The sequence below is a fragment of the Roseiarcus sp. genome (assembly GCF_049514155.1).
Classification (GTDB): domain Bacteria; phylum Pseudomonadota; class Alphaproteobacteria; order Rhizobiales; family Beijerinckiaceae; genus Roseiarcus.
Window position 1 is genome coordinate 34,978 of the sequence record NZ_JBEKVH010000012.1, and the last position, 16,855, is coordinate 51,832.

A 16,855-nucleotide genomic window follows, 5' to 3' on the forward strand; every position below is an offset into this window, starting at 1 on the left:
AGGACCCATTTTCTAACCGAGTCTTAACCCTAACAACCCCTAATGGACGGCGCAGCCGCGCCTGCGGTCGGTGCGGCCGGAGTTTCGTTGACGCCCATAGCAGCCCATGATAGCCCATGAAATCCCGCATGAAGGCCGCTGCGCGCGGTCGGCGGCGCGCTGGAGCGCGCCGGCCCCGGCTATGGCCGGACTCGGCCTCGCGGGAGGGCGGGCCCATGGATCTCTTCCTCTCGCACTTCGTCAACCGCTTCGACGCCAAGGGGCGCATCTCGGTTCCGGCGCCATTTCGGGCGGTTCTGGTCAAGGACGGGTTCGACGGGCTGTTCGTTCAGCCCGCGCTCGACGCGCCGGCGCTCGATTGCGGCGGCAAAGCGCTGCTCAAGGAAATCGACGCGCTGCTCGAATCGAAACCGCCTTACTCGCGCGAGCGCGAAGACCTGGCGACGGCGCTGCTCGGCGCGAGCGAGATCCTGCGCCTCGATTCCGAGGGACGCATCGTCCTGGGCGATCGCCTGCGCGCCACCTTGGCGCTGACCGACGAAGCAGCCCTCGTCGGCCAGGGCCACAAGTTTCAGATCTGGGAGCCGTCGCGCTTCGCCACGCATCTCGAGGAGGCCAAGGCTCGGGTGCGGCGGCTGCGGGCGGAACTCGGCGTCAAGGCGAAGGAGGCGGGCGCATGACAGCGGGCCGCGGCGAAGACAGGATCGCCGCCGGCGGACCGGCCCGCCATATTCCCGTGCTCCTCGCTGAGACCTTCGGCGCGCTGGCGCCGCGTCCCGGCGGCGTCGCCGTCGACGGCACCTTCGGCGCCGGCGGATATTCGCGCGCGCTGCTCGAAGCCGGCGCGCGCGTCGTTGCGATCGACCGCGATCCCGCGGCGATCGCCGGCGGGGCGCCGCTCGTCGCCGAATTCGCCGGCCGGCTGACGCTGGTCGAGGGCCGCTTCGCCGAGCTCGACGCGATCGCCCGCGGCTGCGGCTTCGCCGTCGTCGACGGCGTCGCGCTCGACGTCGGCGTCTCGTCGATGCAGCTCGACGAGGCCGAGCGAGGCTTCTCGCTACGTCGCGACGCGCCGCTCGACATGCGCATGGAAGGCAAGGGCCGCAGCGCCGCTGACGTCCTGCGCGAGGACGACGAAGCGACAATCGCCGATATCCTGTTCTACTTCGGCGAGGAGCGCGCCGCGCGCCGCATCGCCCGCGCGATCGTCGCCGACCGCAAGACGTCGCCCTATGTCTCGACGCTCCAACTCGCCGAAATGATCGCCCGCGTCGCGCCGGCGCGGCCGGGCGAAGCGACCCATCCGGCGACGCGCGCCTTCCAGGCGTTGCGCATTGCGGTCAATGACGAGCTCGGCCAACTGCTCGGCGGCCTCGAAGCGGCCGAGCGGATTCTCTCGCCGGGCGGCCGGCTCGCGGTCGTTACGTTCCATTCGCTCGAGGATCGCATCGTCAAGCAGTTCTTCGCCCGGCGCGGCGGGCGGGGCCGCGCCGCTTCGCGCCTGTTGCCGGGCGAGCCGGCGCCGCCGCCCGCGACCTTCCGCCTCGCCGGGGGACAGCCGGTCACGCCGGGCGCCGCGGAGCTCGCCGCCAATCCGCGCGCCCGTTCGGCCAAGCTGCGCTTCGCCGAGCGCGCCGATGTCCCGCCGCAGGGGCGCGACGTCGCCATCGAGGCGCTGACAAGGCCGCCGCAGCGACCGGGGAGGGGCTGATGTGGCGCCTGTTGCACGTCTTCGCCATCGCCGCGCTGATCGGTTCGGCGGCATACGTCTATTCGGTCAAGTACCAGACGATCTACGCCTCCGAGCAGATCGTCAAAACGCGTCACCAGATCGCCAGGGAGCGCGACGCAATCAATCTGCTGCGCGCCGAATTCGCCCATCTGACGCGCCCCGATCGCTTGCAGGCGCTCGCCGACGCGCAGCTCGACATGCAGCCGCTGGCGCTCAACCAGATCGTCAAGGCCGACGACTTACCCGACCAGGCCCCGAAGGTCGACTCGATTGGCCGCAAGCTCGAGTCGCTCGGCCTGCTGGGCGAATCGGCGACGCCGAGCGCCGGCGTCACCGGCGCAACGCCGGCGGTGAGGTAGGTCATGATCGAGACGCCGGGTCCCGAAGCCGACGAGATCGCCGCCCACCAAGCGGCGGCGAGGCGCGCCGGGCTCATCGCGCGCCTCGGCGGACTTGCGCGCCGGCTGTTTTCGGCTCGTCTCGACAAGAGCGCCGGCCGCATCCGCTTCATCGCCCTGGCGATGGCGCTCGCCTATGTCGGCATTGGCGTGAAACTGGTCTCGCTCGGCGTCTCCCACGATCCGCCGCAGACCCTCAGGGTGGCGGCCGACCAGGCGGTCTCGGGCGCGCGGCCCGATCTTCTCGACCGCAACGGCGAGATCCTGGCGACCGACGTCAAGACGATGTCGGTCTTCGCCGAGCCGCGCCGCATCATCGACAAGGACGAGGCGGTCGAGCTGATCACCGCCGTCCTGCCCGACGTCGACGCTAAGGAACTGCGCGAGCGGCTCGGGTCGAAGAAGGGCTTCGTCTGGGTCAAGCGCCAGGTCACCGCCAAGGAGCAGGAGGAAATCTTTCATCTCGGCCTGCCCGGCGTCGGCTTCCTGCCGGAGAACAAGCGCGTCTATCCCAATGGCCCGATCGGCGCCCATGTGATCGGCTTTGTCGACACCGACAACATCGGCATCGCCGGCATGGAGAAGTATCTCGACCAGCAGAGCCTCACCGATCCGCACGTTCCGGGTTTCGTTCTCGATCCCGCGGCGCTGAAACCGGTCAAGCTGTCGCTCGACCTCAAGGCGACCCACGCCTTGCGCGACGAACTCGTCGCCGGCCTGGCGCGTTTCAAGGCCAAGGCGGCCGCCGGGGCGATCCTGGACGTCACCACAGGCGAAGTCATCGCATTGGAATCATTGCCGGATTTCGATCCGAACGATCCCGCCGACTTCATCAAGGACCCAACGCGGATCAACCGCCTCAACGTCGGCGTCTACGAGATGGGTTCGACCTTCAAGGCGCTGTCGCTGGCGATGGCGCTCGACTCGGGCAAGGTCACGCTCAATTCGCGCATCGACGCGCGCGACAGCCTGCGCTACGGACACTTCACCATCCACGATTTTCACGCCACCCATCGCGTTTTGACCGTGCCTGAAGTGTTCACCCATTCCTCCAACATCGGCGCCGCACGACTGGCGCTGATGGTGGGCGTTGAGGGTCACCAGGCGTTCCTGCGGAAGATGGGGCAGCTCGATCGGCTGCGCACCGAGTTGCCGGAGAGCGCCGAGCCGCTGGTGCCCAAGCACTGGGGCGAGCTCAACACGATGACGATCGCCTTCGGTCAGGGGCTCAACGTCGCGCCGTTGCAGGCGATGATGGCGGTGGCGGCGCTGGTCAACGGCGGCGAAATGATGACGCCGACATTCCTGCCGCGTAGCGCAGCCGACGCGCGCGCCGCCAGCCGTCCCGTCATCAGCCCGCAAACCTCCGAGTCGATGCGCTATCTGATGCGGTCCAACGCCACGCACGGCTCGGCCGGCTTCGCCAACATTCCCGGCTATTACGTCGGCGGCAAGACCGGCACGGCCGACAAGATCGTCAACGGCCGCTATTCGCAGGACAAGGTCTTCACCACCTTCATGGCCATCGCGCCGTCCGACAAGCCGAAGTATCTTTACCTCGTGATGTACGACGAGCCGCAAGGCCTGCCGGAGGATGGCGGCTACCACACCGCCGCCCACAACGCTGGGCGCACCACCGGGAATCTGATCACGCGGATCGAGCCGCTCGAGGGCGTGCCGCCTGCCGACCATTTCCCCGACCAGCCGTTCCCGATCCTCGCGCGCCTGGGGCTGGGCGGGGACGCCGACCGGATAGGCAAAGAGTGAAGCGGCTTGACGAAATTCTCGACCTCGGCCCTAGCGAAGCGGCGGTGGCCGAGCGTCCGATCGGCGGGCTGACCGCCGACAGCCGCAAGGTGCGGCCCGGCGACGCCTTTTTCGCCCTCGCCGGGGCCAAACAGGACGGCCTCGCCTTTGTCGCCGACGCGCTCGCCAAGGGCGCAGCGATCATCGTCGGCGAGCGCGCGCCGGCAGGCGGCGCGCCCTTCGTCAAGGTCGCCGACGCGCGCGCGGCGCTCGCCAAGGCGGCGGCGCGCTTCTATCCGCGCCAGCCCGATTGCATCGTCGCCGTCACCGGCACCAGCGGCAAGACTTCGGTCGCCGCTTTCACTCGGCAGATCTGGATGGCGGCCGGTCGCGAAGCCGCTTCGCTCGGCACGCTCGGCGTCGTCTCGCGCCCGCTCGAAGTCTACGGCTCGCTGACGACGCCCGATACGGTCGCGCTGCACCAGACGCTCGACAAACTTGCCGGCGTCGGCGTCACCCATCTCGCGCTTGAAGCCTCCTCGCACGGCCTCGATCAGAAGCGGCTCGACGGGGTGCGGCTCGCCGCCGGCGCCTTCACCAACCTGTCGCGCGACCACCTCGATTATCACGCGACGAAGGAAGCCTATCTCGACGCCAAGCTGCGCCTGTTTCGCGAGTTGCTCCCGAGTGGAACGCCGGCGGTGATCGACGCCGACAGCGATGTTGCGCCGCGCGCGATCGAAGCGGCGCGCGCGCGCGGTCTGTGGCTCTACGTGGTCGGGCGGCGCGGCGGCGCGTTGCGGCTGATCGACGCCGTGCGCGACGGATTCTCGTCGCGCATCGTCGTCGAGCACAGCGGGCGCGCGCATCCGCTGAGGCTGCCGCTGCCCGGCGACTTCCAGGTCTCCAACGCCTTGGTTGCAGCCGGCTTATGTCTGGCGACGGGAACCGATCCGGAGACGGTGTTCGCCGCGCTGGAGCGGCTCGAAGGCGCGCCGGGACGGCTCGAGCGGGTCGGCGACAAGGACGGCGCGCCGGTCTTCGTCGACTACGCCCACAAGCCCGACGCGCTGGAGAAGGCGCTTGCGGCGCTGAGGCCCTTCGTCTCAGGACGGCTCGCCGTCGTCTTCGGCTGCGGCGGCGAACGCGACATCGGCAAACGGCCGATGATGGGGGCGATCGCCACCCGTGCCGCCGATCTCGTCTATGTTACTGACGACAATCCACGTTCCGAGAATCCGCGGGCGATCCGCGCCGCCATTCTCGCCGCCGCGCCGCGGGCGCGCGAGTTCGCCGATCGCGGCGAGGCGATCCGCGCCGCGATCGAAGCGCTCAATCCCGGCGATGCGTTGTTGATTGCCGGGAAAGGCCACGAAACCGGCCAAATCGTCGGCGATCGGACCTTGCCGTTCTCGGACGCGGAAGCCGCGCGGGCGGCGCTCGAGGGGGCGGAATGACCGCGCTGTGGACCGAGGCCGAACTGACGCGCGCGCTCGGGGCGCCGAGCGCGAAGCTCGCCGCGCCGGTCGGCGGCGTGTCGATCGACACCCGCACGCTTGCGCCCGGCGACCTGTTTTTCGCCATCAAGGGCGAAGCGAGCGACGGCCACGATTACCTCGCGCGCGCCTTCGAAGCGGGGGCCGCCGCAGCGGTCATCGCCAAGTCGCGCGGCGCAGGCCTCGCCGCGCACGAGCCGACCTTTGCCGTCGACGACACTTTGGCTGCTATGGAGCGGCTTGGGCGCGCCGCCCGGGCGCGCGCGAAGGCCCGCGTCGTCGCCGTCACCGGCTCGGTCGGCAAGACCAGCGCCAAGGAAATGCTGAGGGTCGCGCTCGGTCGCTTCGGACCGACCCATGCTTCCGCGGCCTCCTACAACAATCACTGGGGCGTGCCGCTGACGCTGTCGCGCCTGCCCGCCGGCGCCGTCTTCGCAGTGATCGAGATCGGCATGAACCACGCCGGCGAGATCACGCCGCTGGTCGCCATGGCGCGGCCGCATGTCGCGCTAGTGACGACGATCGCGCCGGTGCACATCGAGCATCTCGGCTCGCTCGAAGGAATCGCCAACGCCAAGGCCGAGATCTTCTCCGGGCTCGAGCCCGGCGGCGTCGCCGTGCTCAATCGCGACGCGCCGCAGTTCGAGCGGCTCGCCGCCGCGGCGCGGGCGCGGGCCGCGCGGGTCGCGACCTTCGGCGCCGACGCCGCCTGCGACGCGCAACTCGTGGAGGTCTCGGCGGTCGACGGCGGCTCGCGCGTCCGCGCGCGCGTCTTTGGGCGGGAACTCGATTTCGTCCTCGGCGCGCCGGGGCGGCACATGGCCGAGAACGCGCTCGGCGTGCTGCTCGCCTGCGACGCTCTGGGCGCCGACGGCGCCGGCGCGGCGGTGGCGCTCGCCGGATTCGCGCCGCAGCAGGGGCGCGGCGCGCGTCTCACGCTCACAAGCGCCAGCGGCCCGTTCACCGTCATCGACGAAAGCTACAACGCCAATCCCGCCTCGATGCGCGCCGCGCTGGCGCTGCTCGGCGCCGTCGAACCTGCCGCCGCCGGACGGCGCATCGCGGTGATCGGCGACATGCTCGAGCTTGGCCCAGACAGCGCGGATATGCACGCGGCGCTCGCCCCGGCGCTCGCACACAATCGCGTCGACCTGCTGTTCGGCGCCGGCCCGCTGACCCGTGCGCTCTATGACGCCGCGCCGGCGGCGATGCGCGCCGCCTGGGCTGAGCGGTCGAACGACATTCTTCCCCGACTCGTCGACGCTTTGCGCGGCGGCGACGTCGTCATGGTCAAGGGATCGAACGGCAGTCGCATGGGGCCGGTGGTGGCGGCCCTACGCGAACGATTCTCTTCCGCCGAAACGCGACGTTAGGAAATCTCGATGCTGACCTGGCTGGCCGATCTTTCACACGTCGCGGGCGTCTTCAACCTCTTCCGCTATCTGACCTTCCGCACCCTCGGCGCGGCGACGACCGGGCTGCTGCTCGTCTTCTTCTTCGGGCCGATGATCATCTCGGCGTTGCGCTTGAGACAGGGCAGGGGCCAGCCGATCCGCGCCGACGGGCCGGCTTCGCACCTGCTGACCAAGAAGGGCACGCCGACGATGGGCGGCCTGATGATCCTGTTCGGCCTGTTCGCCTCGTCGCTGCTGTGGGCGAGCCTCGAAAGCCCCTATGTCTGGATCGTGCTGTTCGTCACCGCCGGCTTCGCGGCGATCGGCTTTTACGACGACTATCTCAAGGTGACCAAGCAGTCGCATCTCGGCTTCTCCGGGCGCGCGCGCCTGGCGGCGGAGTTCGCGATCGCCTTTGTCGCCTGCTACGGGTTGATGCGCGTCGGCGCGGTCGGCGCGACCTCGCTGGCGCTGCCGTTCTACAACGGCTACGTCGTCGACCTCGGCTGGGGCTTCCTGCTGTTCGGCCCGTTCGTCATCGTCGCCTTCGGCAACGCGGTCAACCTCACCGACGGGCTCGACGGACTGGCGATCGTGCCGGTGATGATCGCCGCCGCGACGCTCGGGCTGATCGCCTATTTCGCCGGCAACGTGCTCTATTCGCGTTACCTGCTGCTCAATCACGTCCCCTACGCCGGCGACCTGATGGTGATATGCGGCGCGCTGATCGGCGCGGGCGTCGGCTTCCTGTGGTTCAACGCGCCGCCGGCCCAGATCTTCATGGGCGACACCGGCTCGCTCGCGCTCGGCGGCCTGCTCGGCGTGACCGCGGTGGCGATCAAGCACGAGTTCGTGCTGGCGATCATCGGCGGGCTGTTCGTCATCGAGGCGCTGTCGGTGGTGGTGCAGGTCGCGTCGTTCAAGCTCACCGGCAAACGCGTGTTCAAGATGGCGCCGATCCACCATCATTTCGAGCAGCTCGGCTGGTCAGAACCGCAGATCGTCATGCGTTTCTGGATCATCGCCTTCGTGCTGGCGATGATCGGCCTCGCGACGCTGAAGCTGAGGTGACGATGACGCCGGTCGAAACCTTTCGCGGTCGACGCGTCGCGCTGTTCGGCCTCGGCGGCTCGGGCCTGTCGACGCTCAGCGCGCTCGTCGCCGGCGGCGCCGAGGTCGCGGCCTGGGACGACGACGCGAAGGCGCGCGAGCGCGCCGTCGCGGCGGGCTTCGCGCCGGTCGATCTCGCCGCCGCCGACTGGCGCGGATTCGCGGCGTTGGTTCTCGCGCCGGGCGTGCCCCTCACCCATCCCAAACCGCACTGGACAGTCGACAAGGCGACAAACGCCGGCGTCGCGGTCATCGGCGACATAGAGCTCTACGCGCGTGAGCGCGCCGCCCGCGCGCCCGAGGCGCCGCTGGTCGCGATCACCGGCACCAACGGCAAGTCGACCACCACCGCCTTGATCGCCCACGTTCTTCGCGAAGCGGGGCGCGACGTCGCGATGGGCGGCAACATCGGCGTGCCGATCCTCGATCTGCCGCCGCCGGCGCTCTCGCGAGTCCACGTCGTCGAATGCTCGACGTTCCAGATCGATCTCGCGCCGTCGCTCAAGCCGACGGTCGGCGCGCTAATCAATCTGACGCCCGATCATCTCGACCGGCACGGAACAATGGAAAATTACGCTGCGATCAAGGAGCGCCTGGTCGCGCGGTCCGACGTGGCGCTGGTCGGGGTCGACGACGACTATTGCCGCGCAGTCGCCGAGCGACTGGGCGCGGCGGGGCGGCGCGTCGTGACGATCTCGGCCGTGCCGTCGCCGCTCGCCGACGTCTGGGTCGAGGATCGCCTCGTCGTTGCGCGCGGCGAGCCTGAACGCGTCGATCTCAGGCAGGCGCCGGCGCTGCGCGGGGTCCACAACGGCCAGAACGCCGCCTTCGCTTTCGCCGCGGCGCGCGCGCTGGGCGTGAGCGGAGCCGAGATCGCGCGGGCGATGGCGAGTTTCCCCGGCCTTGCCCACCGCATGGAGCAGGTCGGGCGGCTCGGCCGCGTGCTGTTCGTCAACGACTCCAAGGCGACCAACGCCGATGCGGCGGAAAAGGCGTTGTTGAGCTTCAACGATATCTTCTGGATCCTCGGCGGCAAGGCCAAGGCCGGCGGCGTCGAGCCGCTGCGGCCGCATTTTCCACGCGTCGCGAAGGCCTATCTGATCGGCGCCGCAAGCGACGAATTCGCGCGTACGCTCGAGGGCGCGGTCGCGTTCGAGCGCTGCGGGACGCTGGAGAACGCGGTCGCCGCCGCCGCGCGCGATGCGCTAGCGAGCGCCGCGGCCGAGCCGGTCGCCGATCGCTTCCGCGCACTGGTCGCCGCGCGCATCGCCGCCGCGTCTGAGACGGGACAAAGGAGCGGGAGATGATGTCGAGAGCCGAGCGCGGGCCCGTCGCCGACTGGTTTCGTACCGTCGATCCCTGGCTGCTGGGATCCTTCTTCGCCCTGATGGTGTTCGGCTTGGTGATGGCGCTCGCCGCCAGCCCGGCGGTCGCCGAGCGACTCAACCTGTCGACCTTCCATTTCGTCAACCGTCAGGCGGAGCTGCTCGCGCCGTCGGCCGCGGTGATGATCGGCGTCTCGTTCCTGACGCCACGCGGCGTGCGCCGCACAGCCCTGATCGTCTTCGCCGTCAGCCTGGCGCTGGTCGTCCTGGCGCTGATGTTCGGGGTCGAGGTCAAAGGCTCGCGGCGGTGGATCGGCGGCGTGCAGCCGTCGGAATTCGTCAAGCCGGCTTTCGTCGTGCTGTGCGCCTGGGCCTTCGCCGAGGGCGGTCGGGTCGGAGCGCCGACGCTCGCCGGCAAGCTGTTCGCGCTGCTGCTGTTGCCAGTGACCATCGTCCCGCTGATCCTCGAACCCGACTTCGGCCAGACGATGCTGATCTCGGTGGTCTGGGCGGCGCTGTTCTTCATGGCCGGGCTGCACTGGTTCTGGGTGTTTGGCTTGGGGGGCGCCGGCGTGGTCGGCGGCTTCGCCGCGTTCAAGCTGTCGCCGCACGTGCATGAACGCGTGTTGCGGTTCCTCGATCCCGACTCGGTCGGCGGGGTCGTCGACACCTTCCAGGTGGACACGGCGCTGCAGAGCATTCTCTCGGGCGGCTGGTTTGGCCGCGGGCCAGGGGAGGGCGTGTACAAGCGCATCCTGCCCGATGCGCACACCGACTTCGTCTTCGCGGTCACCGGAGAGGAATTCGGCATGATCGCCTGTCTGGCGCTGATCGCCTTCTTCTGCTTCATCGTCGTTCGCGGCCTGTGGCTGGCGCTGCGCAACGAGGATCCGTTCTGCCGCTTCGCCGCCGCCGGCCTGACGCTGATGTTCGGCGTGCAGAGCTGGATCAACATGGCGGTCAACCTGCGCGCGATTCCCGCCAAAGGCATGACGCTGCCGTTCATCTCCTACGGCGGCTCGTCGCTGGTCGCGCTCGGCCTCGGCATGGGCTTCCTCATCGCGCTCACGCGCAGGCGGCCGCTCGCGGTTCTCGGCGCCCGGACGGCGGAGGCGGCGTGACCAGACCCCGGCCGATCCTGCTCGCTGCGGGGGGCACCGGCGGCCATCTCTTCCCCGCCGTCGCGCTCGCCGCCGCGCTTCGCGAGCGCGGCGCCGCGGTCGAGCTCGTCACCGACGCGCGCGCGCTCAAGTACGGCGGCGAAATTCCCGTCGACGCGATCCACAGCCTTCCCGCCGCGACCACCACCGGCGCGGGCGCGCTCAACAAGGCGCGCGCGACGCTCGTGCTCGGCCTCGGCCTTCTGGCGGCGCTGGCGTTGCTGCCGCGGCTGAAGCCACGCGCAGTCGTCGGCTTCGGCGGCTATCCGACAGTGCCGCCGCTGCTCGCCGCGTGGCTGCTGGGCGCGCCGAGCGTGCTGCACGAGCAGAACGCGGTCGTCGGCCGCGCCAATCGCTTTCTCGCCCCGCGCGTGTCGCGCATCGCGACTGGATTTCCCGAGATCAAGGGGCTTGCCGCCGCACTCGCCGCCAAGTCGCGCTACACCGGCAATCCGGTGCGCCCGGCGGCAATCGCCGCCGCTACGACGCCCTATCCCGGCTTCGACGACGGCTGCCTGCATCTCCTGGTCACCGGCGGCTCCCAAGGCGCGCGCGTGATGGCCGACGTCGTTCCGGCGGCGCTGGCGCTGCTCAGCGCCGAGGAGCGAGCGCGCATCCGTTTGACGATGCAGGCGCGCGGCGAGGACAACGGGCGCGTCGCCGACGCCTGCGCCGCGCTGCAGTTTCCGGTCGAGCTCGCCGAATTCTTCGCCGACCTGCCGGCGCGGATCGCCGGCGCGCATCTCGTCGTCGGCCGATCCGGCGCTTCGACCGTGTCGGAGCTCGCGGTCATCGGTCGGCCGTCGATCCTGGTGCCGTTCCCGCACGCGCTCGATCAGGATCAGGCCGCCAACGCCGCGATCCTCGCCGCCGCCGGCGCGGCGACCGTTCTGCCGCAGGCCGAGTTCACGCCGCAGCGGCTCGCCGACCTGCTGCGCGGCGCGCTCGCCGACCCGGCGGCGCTCGGCAAAGCCGCCGCCGCCGCCCAGTCCGTCGGCGTCGCCAACGCCGCCGACCGTCTCGCCGACGTCGTGCTCGAGATCGCCCGGCCGACCTGAGCGCAAGACCTACGGATTGACCGCTTCGACGATCCAGACCGCGGCCCCGAGCGGCAGCGTGTCGCCGCGGCGCAGCGGGGCCAGCGCGGCGCGGATCTCCGCCACGGCGGCGGCGCGCTCGTGGTCCGGCCGCCCTTCCATCGCTCGACTTGCCGCGCCAATCGACTGCGTCGTCGTCACCGCCGATTCGAAACCTAGGCCGGCGGCGATATCGATCTCGAGATCGAGTGCGGCGAGCTCGACTTTGACGAAGCCGGCGCGATCGAGGACGCGCCGCACGCGGGCCTCGTCGGCGAACGAGAAAGGGCCAGGGTCCTCAGGACCGCGTTCGGGCAGGCGCGGAACGCAGCGCAGCGCCGCTCTCAGAGGCGTCATCTGCCAGGCATTGAGCTTCGCCGCGCGCCAGCAGGTGAAGACGACCCGTCCGCCGCGCCTGAGCGCGCCGCGCAGATTGGCGAAGGCGCCGGTAGGGTCGGCGAAGAACATCACGCCGAAGCGCGAGACGAGTGCGTCGAACGACGCCGGCGCGAAAACGTGGGTGGCGGCGTCGGCGAGGATGAACGCGATTGGCGATTCGGGCGACGCGCGCCGGCGGGCCGCCTCCAGCATCGGTCCCGAGACGTCGAGGCCGACCGCGCGCCCGCTCGGACCAACGCGGCGGGCGATCTCGATCGTCGTGCCGCCGCCGCCGCATCCGACGTCGAGGACCCGCTCGCCCGCGGCGAGCCGGGCGCGTTCGAACAGCGCCTCCGTGATCGGCGCGAATACGACGTCCTGCTTGGCGTCGAGGTCGAGCCAGCGCCGCGCGGCGGCGCCGTTCCAGAATGCGATCTGCTCGGAATTGTCCGCGGTGTCCGTCTTCACAATCGCGCTTTTTCGGGAGCCTTCTCGAGTTGGCGATCATGTCCCAACGCCAGGGCGATGACCAGCGCCGCCGCAGCGCAGGCGGCGACCGCGGCCAGGCCCCAGGCGAACGATCCGGTCGCATCCTTGATCCAGCCGATGACGAACGGGCCGAAATAGCCGGAAAGGTTGCCGATCGAATTGATCGCCGCGATGCCCGCCGCCGCGGTGGCGCCGGAGAGGATCGCCGTCGGCAGGGTCCAGAAGATCGGCAGCGAGGCGAAGACGCCGAAGGCGCCGAAGGTCAGCGCGACCATCTTCAGCAGCGGATCGTCGAGCGCCGCCGAGGCGCCGATGCCGATCGCGGCGATCGCCAGCGCGATCGAAAGGTGGCCGATGCGCTCCATACTCGAGTCCGAGCTCATGCCCCACAGGATCATGCCGACGAAGCCGACGGCGTAGGGAATGGCGGTGATCCAACCGGTGAGGGCGATCGACACGCCGAAACCCTTGACGATCGACGGCAGCCAGAAGCCGACGCCGTAGAGCGCGGCGACGACGCCGAAATAGATCAGCGAAGCGGCGAGCACGCGGGGGTCGTAGAGGCTGCGCAGCACGCTGGCCGGCGAAACGTGAACACGCGCGTTGTCCTCAGCCGCGAGCCGGTCGATCAGCCACTCGCGCTCTTCCGCCTCGAGCCAATGCGCGTCGGCCGGCCGGTCGGTGAGGTAGAAAAAGGTGACGATCGCGAGCACGAGCGCCGGCGCCGCCTCGGCGACGAACAGCCATTGCCAGCCCTTGAAGCCGAGCGCGCCGTCGAGCCCGAGCAGCGAAGCGGAGACCGGCGAGCCGAGCGCCGAGGAGAGCGGGATTGCAGCCATGAAATAGCCGATGATGCGCGCGCGATAGGCGGCGGGGAACCACAGCGTCAGAAAGAAGATGATGCCGGGGAAGAAGCCCGCCTCGGCGAAGCCGAGCAGCACGCGCAGGAAGTAGAACGTGTGCTCGCCGCTGAAGTCGGTTTCCTTGGCGATCGCCGGGATGAAGGCCATCGCGCCGGAGATCAGCCCCCAGGAGAACATGATGCGCGCGATCCAACGCCGCGCCCCGACGCGGTCGAGCACGAGATTGGACGGCACCTCCAACAGGAAATAGGCGAGGAAGAACACGCCGGCGCCGAAGCCGAACATCGTGTCGGTGATGCCGATGTCGGCGTCCATCGTCAGCTTGGCGAAACCGACGTTGACCCGGTCGAGATAGGCGATGAAGTAGCAAAGCACGAGAAACGGCACGAAACGCCAGGCGACCTTGGCCGTGACGCGTCGTTCGACGTCGTTGTCGTCCATCGGAATCCTCTCCCGTGGCTTTCGTTTACGACCGAAAGCTCTTGCGTCAGTTGAGCGCCGTTTTCTTTGCCGCGCAACTGCTTTGTGGCCATTACGCCGGCGCAGCCGCGACAGCGCGCCGCGCCCGGCCCGCATAAATGAACAAGGTGGCCGCGAGACCGCACAACGCGGCGAAGCTCATCCAGTAGCCCGGCGAGGCCTTGTCGCCGGTCTCGCGGATCAGCCAGGTCGAGATCGCCAGCGACGAGCCGCCGAGCGTCGTGGCGAGGCTGTAAGCCAGCGCGAAGCCCGAGGTGCGTACGTTCGCCGGCACGGCTTCGGTCAGCGCGACGACCATCGCGCCGTTGTACCAGCCGTAGAGCGCCGACAGCCAAAGCTCGACCAGCGTCATCTTGCCGAACGTCGGGTCGCTGACCAGCCAGGACAGGGCGGGATAGGCGGTGGCGAGCGTCAGCAGAGTCGTGGCGACGAGGATGGGCCGGCGGCCGATCCGGTCGGAGAGCGCGCCGGAAATCGGCAGCCAGAAGAAGTTCGAGGCGCCGACTGCGATGGTCACCAGGAGACTGTCGGACGCGGCGAGCTTCAGGACATTCTTGCCGAAGGAGGGGGTATAGACGGTGATCAGGTAGAACGACACGGTCGTCATCGCCACCATGCCGACGCCGCCGACGACCACGGCCCAATTGGCGGTCAGCGTACGCGTGATTTCCGCGAAGCTCGGATGATGAACGCGGGCGAGAAATTCCTCCGTCTCCTGCAGCGAGGCGCGCAGCACGAACAGCAGCGGCACGATCAGGCAGCCGATGACGAACGGAATGCGCCATCCCCAGGCCGCGACGTCGGCCGGCGCCATCAATTTGGCGATGGCGAAACCGATCAGCGCGGCGACGACGATCGCGACCTGCTGGCTCGCCGATTGCCAGCTGACGTAGAATCCCTTCTGTCCCGGCGGCGCCATTTCGGAGAGGTAAACCGACACGCCGCCGAGTTCGACCCCGGCGGAGAAGCCCTGCAACAGCCGCCCGGTCACCACCAGCAGCGGCGCCGCAAGGCCGATCGTGGCGTAGGCGGGCACGAAGGCGATCAGCACTGTGCCGCAGGCCATGATTGAGAGCGTGACGATCAGCCCCTTGCGGCGGCCGATCCGGTCGATGTAGGGGCCGAGAACGAGTGCGCCGATCGGACGCATCGCGAAGCCCGCCGCGAAGCTGAGGAACGCCGACATGAGGGAAACGAATTGGCTTTCGTTAGGAAAGAAAGCTTTGCCGATATAGTCGGCGTAGATGCCGAACAAGAAAAAGTCGAACATCTCCAGGAAATTGCCGCTCGTCACTTGGACGACGGTGCGAATCTTCCCGTGCCGTGGCGAAGCGGGCCCCATGGACAGTCCTCCCTCGCCGCGTTGGGCGCTGGAAGCGATCCTAAGCCATTCGTCGTCCGATCCAAGCGCCTTTCACGCGGTCGTGACCACGGACTGGGGTCACGGCATGACGTAGGTCGCGCGGCCCTGGCCGAGCAGGGCGGCGCGAATCGCGCCGGGCTCGTTGATCGAGAAGACGACAATCGGGATGCCATTGTCGCGCGCCAGCGCGAAGGCGGCGGTGTCCATGATCTGCAGGTTGCGGGCGATCGCTTCGTCGTGGGTGAGGCGGTCGTAGCGTTTGGCGTTGGGGTCGCGCTTCGGATCGGCGGTGTAGACGCCGTCGACCTGGGTCGCCTTCATCACCGCCCCGGCGGAGAGCTCGCAGGCGCGCAACGAGGCGCCGGTGTCGGTGGTGAAGAACGGATTGCCGGTGCCGCCGGCGAGCACGATGACCCGTCCCTTGACGAGATGGCCGAGCGCCGCCTGGCGCGAATAGGGCTGGCACAGCGATGGCATCGCCGCCGCCGACAGCACGCGGGCCGGCTGGCCGAGCTGCTCGAGCGCGCCCTCCATCGCCAGCGCGTTCATCACGGTCGCGAGCATGCCGATCGAGTCGGCGCGGGCGCGTTCGATGCCCTTTTCGGCGCCGAGCAGGCCGCGGAAAAAATTGCCGCCGCCGACCACCACCGCCACCTGGACGCCGAGCTCGGAGGCGGCCTTGAGATCGGCGCTGATGCGCTGCACCGTCGGCGCATTGAGGCCGAACGGGTCCGGCCCCATCAACGCCTCGCCCGACAGCTTGACGACGACCCGGTCGAACATCGGCTTTTCGCGCGCGCGGTCGGTCAACGCTCGTCTCCTGTCGTCGGCCCCTAAGAAAAGGGCGGCCCGCAGGCCGCCCGCTCGATTCGGAAGTTTACCCTTCTTCGGCCGGTTTTTCGACGCCCTCGCCGAGCGCGAAGCGAACGAAGCCTTTGACGGCGATCGGCGCGCCGACGCTCTTCTCCGCCTCCTTGACCGCCTGGGCGACCGATTTGGCGGGGTCGTGGACATACGCCTGATCGAGCAGGCAGACCTCCTTGTAGAAGGTCTTGAGGCCCGACTCGACGATCTTCTCGAGCACGTGCGGCGGCTTGCCGGCGTTCTTGTCGGCCAGCACCGCCTTCTCGCGGGCGATCGTCGCCGGGTCGACGCCGGCCGGATCGAGAGCGAGCGGACTCGCCGCAGCGACGTGCATCGCCACGTGGCGGCCGAGCGCCCGCAACGGCTCCGCCGCGCCGGTCGATTCAAGCGCGACGATCACGCCGATGCGCCCGAGCCCGTCGACGAGCTGGCTGTGGACGTAGTGTCCGATGACGCCGTTGGACACGTGCAGTCCGGCGGCCCGGCGCAGCGTTATGTTCTCGCCGATAGTGGCGACGGCGTTGGCGATCGCGTCGGCGACCGTGCCGCCGCCGGGATAATGCGCGCCCTTGACCGACTCGGCGTCGATGTCGGGCGCCTTGTCGAGCGCGACCGCGACGACGCCGTGGACCAGCGACTGGAAGTCGTCGTTGCGGGCGACGAAGTCGGTCTCGGAATTGACCTCGGCGACGACGCCGAGATTGGCTTCGACCGCGACGCCGACCAAGCCTTCGGCGGCGACGCGGCCGCTCTTCTTGGCCGCCTTGGCGAGACCCTTCTTGCGCAGCCAGTCGATGGCGGCTTCGATGTCGCCGCCGGTCTCGCCGAGCGCGGTCTTGCAATCCATCATGCCCGCGCCGGTTTTCTCGCGCAGGTCTTTCACCAGCGCGGCGCTAATCGTGGCCATGGCAGTATTCCCCAGAATGAAATCGAATGGAGCGGCGGAGTTGCGCCCCGTTGCGCGCCTTTCTCCCGTTTGCG

15 protein-coding genes are annotated in these 16,855 nt (G+C 69.3%); 10 read left to right on the forward strand and 5 right to left on the reverse strand.

The window, feature by feature from the left end; genetic code table 11:
* Window positions 1-215: 215 nt before the first annotated feature.
* The 10 genes from ABSF49_RS03150 to murG are packed head-to-tail and all read left to right on the forward strand — an operon-like array spanning window position 216 to window position 11,419.
* Window positions 216-680 carry a division/cell wall cluster transcriptional repressor MraZ gene (locus ABSF49_RS03150; RefSeq protein ID WP_424111176.1) on the forward strand — a complete coding sequence of 155 codons (465 nt, stop codon included), beginning with the start codon at window positions 216-218 and terminating at the stop codon, window positions 678-680.
* Window positions 677-1,711 (forward strand): 16S rRNA (cytosine(1402)-N(4))-methyltransferase RsmH, encoded by a 1,035-nt coding sequence (gene rsmH / locus ABSF49_RS03155; RefSeq protein WP_424111177.1) that lies wholly within the window; start codon window positions 677-679, stop codon window positions 1,709-1,711. Before ABSF49_RS03150 ends, rsmH begins: the two co-directional genes overlap by 4 nt.
* Entirely contained in the window at window positions 1,711-2,091 is a 381-nt protein-coding gene (ftsL, locus tag ABSF49_RS03160; protein WP_424111178.1) for a cell division protein FtsL, read from the forward strand. Before rsmH ends, ftsL begins: the two co-directional genes overlap by 1 nt.
* A gap of 3 nt (window positions 2,092-2,094) precedes the next feature.
* Complete coding sequence (locus tag ABSF49_RS03165) at window positions 2,095-3,897, forward strand: peptidoglycan D,D-transpeptidase FtsI family protein (RefSeq protein ID WP_424111179.1); 1,803 nt, start codon at window positions 2,095-2,097, stop codon at window positions 3,895-3,897.
* Window positions 3,894-5,333 carry a UDP-N-acetylmuramoyl-L-alanyl-D-glutamate--2,6-diaminopimelate ligase gene (locus ABSF49_RS03170; RefSeq protein ID WP_424111180.1) on the forward strand — a complete coding sequence of 480 codons (1,440 nt, stop codon included), beginning with the start codon at window positions 3,894-3,896 and terminating at the stop codon, window positions 5,331-5,333. Before ABSF49_RS03165 ends, ABSF49_RS03170 begins: the two co-directional genes overlap by 4 nt.
* Complete coding sequence (locus ABSF49_RS03175) at window positions 5,330-6,745, forward strand: UDP-N-acetylmuramoylalanyl-D-glutamyl-2,6-diaminopimelate--D-alanyl-D-alanine ligase (protein WP_424111181.1); 1,416 nt, start codon at window positions 5,330-5,332, stop codon at window positions 6,743-6,745. The genes ABSF49_RS03170 and ABSF49_RS03175 overlap by 4 nt, the downstream gene beginning before the upstream one ends.
* Window positions 6,746-6,754: 9 nt before the next feature.
* Entirely contained in the window at window positions 6,755-7,837 is a 1,083-nt protein-coding gene (gene mraY, locus ABSF49_RS03180) for a phospho-N-acetylmuramoyl-pentapeptide-transferase (protein WP_424111182.1), read from the forward strand.
* Between the two features lie 2 nt (window positions 7,838-7,839).
* On the forward strand, window positions 7,840-9,183 hold the full coding sequence (gene murD / locus ABSF49_RS03185) for a UDP-N-acetylmuramoyl-L-alanine--D-glutamate ligase (RefSeq protein ID WP_424111183.1): 1,344 nt from the start codon (window positions 7,840-7,842) through the stop codon (window positions 9,181-9,183).
* Entirely contained in the window at window positions 9,180-10,322 is a 1,143-nt protein-coding gene (locus ABSF49_RS03190; RefSeq protein WP_424111184.1) for an FtsW/RodA/SpoVE family cell cycle protein, read from the forward strand. The genes murD and ABSF49_RS03190 overlap by 4 nt, the downstream gene beginning before the upstream one ends.
* Window positions 10,319-11,419 carry an undecaprenyldiphospho-muramoylpentapeptide beta-N-acetylglucosaminyltransferase gene (gene murG / locus ABSF49_RS03195; protein ID WP_424111185.1) on the forward strand — a complete coding sequence of 367 codons (1,101 nt, stop codon included), beginning with the start codon at window positions 10,319-10,321 and terminating at the stop codon, window positions 11,417-11,419. The genes ABSF49_RS03190 and murG overlap by 4 nt, the downstream gene beginning before the upstream one ends.
* 9 nt (window positions 11,420-11,428) lie before the next feature.
* Here murG and ABSF49_RS03200 read toward each other — a convergent pair whose 3' ends face one another.
* The 5 genes from ABSF49_RS03200 to tsf all read right to left on the reverse strand — a co-directional run bounded on the left by ABSF49_RS03200 (window position 11,429) and on the right by tsf (window position 16,781).
* Entirely contained in the window at window positions 11,429-12,283 is an 855-nt protein-coding gene (locus ABSF49_RS03200) for a class I SAM-dependent methyltransferase (RefSeq protein WP_424111186.1), read from the reverse strand.
* The gene (locus ABSF49_RS03205) at window positions 12,280-13,608 is read right to left on the reverse strand and encodes an MFS transporter (protein ID WP_424111187.1); all 1,329 of its coding nucleotides are present in this window, start codon (window positions 13,606-13,608) and stop codon (window positions 12,280-12,282) included. The genes ABSF49_RS03200 and ABSF49_RS03205 overlap by 4 nt, the downstream gene beginning before the upstream one ends.
* 91 nt (window positions 13,609-13,699) lie before the next feature.
* Window positions 13,700-14,989: an MFS transporter gene (locus tag ABSF49_RS03210; protein WP_424111188.1), complete on the reverse strand. Its 1,290-nt coding sequence runs from the start codon at window positions 14,987-14,989 to the stop codon at window positions 13,700-13,702.
* Window positions 14,990-15,088: 99 nt separating this feature from the next.
* The gene (pyrH, locus tag ABSF49_RS03215; protein WP_424111203.1) at window positions 15,089-15,793 is read right to left on the reverse strand and encodes a UMP kinase; all 705 of its coding nucleotides are present in this window, start codon (window positions 15,791-15,793) and stop codon (window positions 15,089-15,091) included.
* Window positions 15,794-15,887: 94 nt separating this feature from the next.
* Window positions 15,888-16,781, reverse strand: coding sequence for a translation elongation factor Ts (tsf, locus tag ABSF49_RS03220; protein ID WP_424111189.1), 894 nt, complete (start codon window positions 16,779-16,781; stop codon window positions 15,888-15,890).
* Window positions 16,782-16,855: the final 74 nt, after the last annotated feature.